7 protein-coding genes are annotated in these 4,315 nt (G+C 37.5%); 6 read left to right on the forward strand and 1 reads right to left on the reverse strand.

The features are described from left to right. Positions 1-274: 274 nt before the first annotated feature. Positions 275-601 carry a hypothetical protein gene (locus ACFINE_RS09205; protein ID WP_273721234.1) on the reverse strand — a complete coding sequence of 109 codons (327 nt, stop codon included), beginning with the start codon at positions 599-601 and terminating at the stop codon, positions 275-277. Between the two features lie 113 nt (positions 602-714). Here ACFINE_RS09205 and ACFINE_RS09210 point away from each other — a divergent pair, with 113 nt between their 5' ends. From ACFINE_RS09210 to ACFINE_RS09235, 6 genes are read left to right on the forward strand one after another with little or no spacing between them, the layout of a single operon-like run. Then, positions 715-1,038: a hypothetical protein gene (locus tag ACFINE_RS09210; RefSeq protein WP_375621825.1), complete on the forward strand. Its 324-nt coding sequence runs from the start codon at positions 715-717 to the stop codon at positions 1,036-1,038. Between the two features lie 10 nt (positions 1,039-1,048). Then, positions 1,049-1,450: a hypothetical protein gene (locus tag ACFINE_RS09215; protein WP_375621826.1), complete on the forward strand. Its 402-nt coding sequence runs from the start codon at positions 1,049-1,051 to the stop codon at positions 1,448-1,450. 12 nt (positions 1,451-1,462) lie between these two features. After that, positions 1,463-2,221, forward strand: a complete 759-nt coding sequence (locus ACFINE_RS09220; RefSeq protein ID WP_375621827.1) for a hypothetical protein — start codon at positions 1,463-1,465, stop codon at positions 2,219-2,221. Positions 2,222-2,236: 15 nt separating this feature from the next. Beyond that, positions 2,237-2,710: a crossover junction endodeoxyribonuclease RuvC gene (locus ACFINE_RS09225; protein WP_375621828.1), complete on the forward strand. Its 474-nt coding sequence runs from the start codon at positions 2,237-2,239 to the stop codon at positions 2,708-2,710. Beyond that, on the forward strand, positions 2,700-3,818 hold the full coding sequence (locus tag ACFINE_RS09230) for a hypothetical protein (protein ID WP_375621829.1): 1,119 nt from the start codon (positions 2,700-2,702) through the stop codon (positions 3,816-3,818). Before ACFINE_RS09225 ends, ACFINE_RS09230 begins: the two co-directional genes overlap by 11 nt. Next, positions 3,805-4,161 carry a hypothetical protein gene (locus ACFINE_RS09235; RefSeq protein ID WP_375621830.1) on the forward strand — a complete coding sequence of 119 codons (357 nt, stop codon included), beginning with the start codon at positions 3,805-3,807 and terminating at the stop codon, positions 4,159-4,161. Before ACFINE_RS09230 ends, ACFINE_RS09235 begins: the two co-directional genes overlap by 14 nt. The last annotated feature ends 154 nt before the right edge of the window (positions 4,162-4,315 follow it).

Here is a 4,315-nt window from a genome sequence, read left to right on the forward strand (position 1 = left end):
TCAGAATTTATAAACACTGGTTTATTCACAAATGCCTCCATACTGCCTATTGGCAAAAGTTATTTTCTAAGATATGGAGTGAACATATTTTCGATTTTAGAATAAGTCAATATAATTTTTCTAAAACAGAAAAAAATTTTTTTAGTGATAGACAAATAGTCTACACAAAAAAGTAATTTAATTTTCATTTCAATGTGGAGAAAATTCTGTATGAAGCAGTCTAAAAAAGCTCTAAAAATATTTTCGTCATTAACAAATGAGCAAAAACGGGTGGTTATTTTCCATCTTCTTCTTGCAAAGATCGCAGAAAAGAAATGACGGCTTTTCTATGCTCTGGCTTTGCCGAGGAATATAATTTTAAAAAATAATCATCACAATTATCGGGTATAAAATGAGGGGGGAGAGCTTTAAAAAATGAAGTTAATCTAACGAGTTCATCAGCAGATATGCTTCTACTTTCTTTATCATCATCGACAGAAAGCATCTTAGATACAACAGATGTATGAAGTCCCATATGTTTAGCTAATTCAGTTCGGGACCCATGACCCATTGTTTTAAGTTTTTCATTTGCCCAAATTTTTATTTCTTTTTGAATATCCATACTTATCAATATTCCTATTGTTTTAAAAAATATCAACATTTCTATTTTAGAAAAAATGTTGACATTTTTTCTATAATCGAATAAATGCCCGTTTGATAAATAGAGAAATTAAAATGAATATCAAAAATTCAGCAGGTACGATTATAAAATATTTAGGCGGTGCGAAACGTGTGTCATTGATTTCTCAATGCCATGTGTCTGCTGTTTATAAATGGACTTATCCTTTAAAAAAACTAGAGGGTAAAGGCGGAATTATACCAGCTAAATACCAAATTATGCTTTTGAATTACGCACGTGATCATGGGATAGATTTGCGTCCAGAAGATTTTTTTTATCCCGAGCGCTTGCAGAGATTAATGCAAGAGCAACACCCCCCAATGTCGAAAATTTGCAAGAGCTGCGGTGTTGATCACACCGGAGAAACTTTACAGCATTAAGGAGATAAAGATGAGTTCGAATGAAATTTTATGGATAGCAGTGGTTTCAGTTTTACTCTTAAGCGGAGTGATGTTTCGTATTGCATTGCATTATCGCAACCAAGTTAAAGCACTTAAAGAGCAGGTTCAAGATATTAAGAAAAAAATGAAAGAGAATGAGTTTAGGTATTTAATGGAAAGCAAGCAGACAATTGATGAATGTGATGCGGATCTTGAAGAACGTGACAAGGAAATTAAAGAACTGAAGCAAGAGATTGAAGAACGTGACGACGAGGAAATTAAAGAACTGAAGCAAGAAATTAAAGAACGTGACGAGAAAATTCAAAGACTAACACAAGAGCTTAAACAGCGTGATGAAGCAGTAAAAGCGCCGCCTCATAAGAATAAGAAGAGTAAGAAGAAGGGTAAGTGAGGAGTGGATAAGATGACAGTTAAAAAGAAGTATGAATCTACTGATGAAACAATCGAAGTTAATGGAGTTACGCTTCATCGTATACGTGCTTTAAGAAATTTTAGAGATGTGTACGCAGGTGCTCTAGGTGGCTTTATTGAAAATGAAAGCAATTTAAGTCATGAGGGAGACTGTTGGGTTGGGGACGATGCAAAGGTTTATGGTAGTGCTAGGGTTTACGGTCGAGCCAAGGTTTTTGGTAATGCTAACGTTTATGATAACGCTCATGTTTATGGCAATGCCATTGTTTATTTTGATGCTAAAGTTTTTGATAATGCACATGTATACGGTACAGCAATAATTTGTGGAAATGCCCGTGTGTGTGGTGATGCATGGATTGATACAGGTTTTATTAGTGGTTGTGATTTAGTTAATAGTAGTAAAAAGAAATACGAACTTACAGACGATACAGTTGATCTCGGTCCTTTCAAGTTACACCGAATACGAGCATTGAGAAGCTTTGGCAAAGTAAAGAAAGGTGATTTAGGTGGCTGGGTAGAGAGTGAAGAGAACCTCAGTCACGAAGGTAATTGTTGGATTAGTGGTTTAGGGGCTGTTTTTGGTGGCGCCAGATTACGTGGTGATCACCTAGTTCCAAACTTTAATTACATTTCCAATACGACTTATAAATTGTCTATGTTAACACCACAACGATATATGGCATCTCTACCTTGGCACCGTAGAATATGGGAGCGACTCCGTTATTATTGGGAGTACAGAATATGGCTTTAGAGCTTCATAAACGTGATGAATAATACAATTCTTTGTTTTGATCTAGGTACCAAAACAGGGTGGGCGATACGTGGTGCAAGTGGTGACATGTTCAGTGGTACCGTGAATTTTCAATCGCGCCGTTTTGAAGGCGGTGGAATGCGTTACTTGCGTTTTAAACAATGGCTATCAGAAATAAAGCAGACAGCAGGTCAAATTGACGTGGTGTATTTTGAAGAGGTGAGGCGTCATAAAGGTACAGATGCAGCGCATATTTACGGTGGTTTGTTAGCAACGTTAACGGCGTGGTGTGAACAGCATCAGATACCGTATGAGGGGATACCAGTAAGTACAATTAAGAAAGCGACGACAGGCAAGGGGAATGCGTCGAAAGAAGAGATGATTAAGGCGGTGCGTGCAAAAGGGCACAATCCGAAAGATGACAACGAAGCAGATGCTTTAGCAATTTTATATTTAGTTAAAGAAAGGGAATTGGGGTATGTCCATTAAATTACCATGGACGAGGCTTTTTGCAGACAAGTGGCTACTTGATCTTGCATATTTGCCAGCTTTTGAAGGTTTCATATATGTTAAGTTGCGCTTTCAAATGCTTCGCACAGGAGAGCCGCTTACGAATAATTTTAAAGTGTTATCTTTATTGGCTGGCTGCTCAGTAAAAAAATTTCAGAAGGCATTAGATCTTTTATTAGAAACTGGACATATCATTTGTTTAGAAGATGGTCGGTTGTGGAACCCAGATGTTGAATTAGAATTAAATGATAGCAAAGAGAAATCAGAAGCAGCAACAAAAGCAGCTCATTCTAGATGGCATAAAACAAAAGGTAAAAATGACAATAATCATATAAAAGAAAACGCATATGCGGATTGCATGCAGAGCGCATACGATGCGCATAGTGTTGCGCAATGCGAACGCAATGCCATTAACAATAACATTAACATATATAAAAAAAATAAAACTAACGTTTTATTAAAAAAAGAAATTGATTTTGAAGATTTAGAAACAATCGATTTGGTTGACGAGCCAATCGAGTGTGATGTTGAAAGCCAATCAGAGCAAACCAACCAATCAATCATTCACGAGCAAGAAAGCGTTCCTAAGAAAGCCAAGCGAAGTAAGGGGAAAAAAGAACTTGGAAGCGTACCAGAAGATTTTGAACCTGATTTGCAATACGCAATCGATAAAGGCTTAACGCAGGATGAGGCGTTATTAGAATTCGAAAGATTTAAACTTCATTGGAAAGCCAACCCATGTCGAAATGCAAACAATCGCGATTGGCAAAGTGCTTGGTGTGGTTGGATTATTAACCAGAATGGAACGCTCGCCAAGAAATTAGAACAGGAGAAACGATATGCAAACGAACGCTATAAGCTCTCAACAAATAACTTCACAAACAGCCTTTCACAAAGCTTCAGTACACTCAAAGCAGCAATCACCACTAGCGATTCTTATGGATCAGAATGCAGCAGAGATACAGAGGCTATCAGTTCATTTGCAAGCACTTGCCAAGAGAGTGGACCGGAGTGTGTACCCTCCAACCTCTATGCATGGAAAGCCGTTGACGCTGGAGGAGAGATCGCAAGTTTTGCAAGACTGTAATCGCTTACAAGCACTGCTTTCACGGAAAGTTACGGTTGAACATATCGAGGCGGCTGCTTATTTGCTTTCTGGTCTAAAAATACCGGCAAATATAGACCCTAATGTTATCGCTTTAAATTACAGCATAGCCTTATCAGATGCTTCAGAATACGCTCTAAAGCAGGCTGTTAAGGATATCATATGCGGAAAAGCAAAAGGATTATCGAAAACCTTTATGCCAACAGGAGCAGAGCTTGCAGAGTATTGCAGAAATTTGAAAGCAGAGCTTTTTTCGGGAGCATCAGTCATGAAATCGCATTTAAAAGCATTGAAGGATAAACAGCAAAGTAGTGAAGTTTGCTGATGATTTTGAGAATAGATATGCATTTAAATTGGCAGAAAGGCACCGTACAGAGCGATTTAAAGATTTTGTGATAAAAACACATTGAAATTAAAAACGCTTCTGTACGGTCCATTTTGAGGCAAATAAACCCATTGGTAAAGTTATGGATTTAGAT

This window comes from Bartonella sp. AA97HXZ (assembly GCF_042196985.1).
Lineage (GTDB): Bacteria > Pseudomonadota > Alphaproteobacteria > Rhizobiales > Rhizobiaceae > Bartonella.

Excerpts from the sequence above, each read along its gene's own strand:
- ACFINE_RS09205 (WP_273721234.1), bottom strand. The coding sequence starts at position 601 with ATGGATATTCAAAAAGAAATAAAAATTTGGGCAAATGAAAAACTTAAA.
- ACFINE_RS09210 (WP_375621825.1), top strand. The coding sequence starts at position 715 with ATGAATATCAAAAATTCAGCAGGTACGATTATAAAATATTTAGGCGGT.
- ACFINE_RS09215 (WP_375621826.1), top strand. The coding sequence starts at position 1,049 with ATGAGTTCGAATGAAATTTTATGGATAGCAGTGGTTTCAGTTTTACTC.
- ACFINE_RS09220 (WP_375621827.1), top strand. The coding sequence starts at position 1,463 with ATGACAGTTAAAAAGAAGTATGAATCTACTGATGAAACAATCGAAGTT.
- ACFINE_RS09225 (WP_375621828.1), top strand. The coding sequence starts at position 2,237 with ATGAATAATACAATTCTTTGTTTTGATCTAGGTACCAAAACAGGGTGG.
- ACFINE_RS09230 (WP_375621829.1), top strand. The coding sequence starts at position 2,700 with ATGTCCATTAAATTACCATGGACGAGGCTTTTTGCAGACAAGTGGCTA.